Source organism: Noviherbaspirillum sp. ST9, from assembly GCF_048799745.1.
Taxonomy (GTDB): Bacteria; Pseudomonadota; Gammaproteobacteria; order Burkholderiales; family Burkholderiaceae_D; genus Noviherbaspirillum.
In genome coordinates this window covers 1-620 of the sequence record NZ_JBLWFR010000124.1, presented here as the reverse complement: position 1 = coordinate 620, position 620 = coordinate 1, and the positions used below count along the sequence as shown (strand labels likewise).

The 620-nt window shown below is 33.4% G+C and carries 1 protein-coding gene; it reads right to left on the bottom strand.

The annotated features are described in order from the left end of the window. Positions 1-620 (bottom strand): polysaccharide pyruvyl transferase family protein (locus ACNOHI_RS25110; RefSeq protein WP_420477451.1); only part of this gene is annotated, 620 nt, incomplete at both ends.

Genomic DNA, 620 nt, shown 5'->3' with positions numbered 1-620 from the left:
ATATTATTTATTGATAAGGCTTTATTTAAAAATTCATCTCCTCTTTCGCGTTCTTTTTCCAAATAAATATTAACGTGGCTAAAGTCAGTCGGCGGTAAGTCGACATAAGAAAAATCCTCATAAGACTTTAAATGTCGGTCTTGCAAATTTGTTAATCTCAGAATGCTTTCAATGCGAGTACTAAATTCCTCTGGGTAAATACTAATAAAATCGGTATTTACATTTATACTAAAGGCTGTTGCATGAAATGAATCAGTGATTACATACTCCGCATGAAAAATATACGATACAAATCCAAAAACATCTGGTATTATGGCAGGAAATCCGCATAGAAAGACTTGATCCAAGCGGGTACAGAAACGAATCAATTTCATTCCCTTTCGCCTCGCAAACTCCTTCGCATATTTATCAAATTCTTTGTTAGAATTTAACTGATAAATTAATACGTAAGGTTCATTACTTCGAGACTTTCCCGCATATTTTTCCCAGAAAGTTCGCGACATCTGTAAAGTCGGATCCAAAACATGAGTCGCATTATTGATACCTAAATCATTTATGATATTTACGCCAGAACTTTCTCTTACTGAAATATGTTTATAACGCTGTAATAGTTTTTTTGT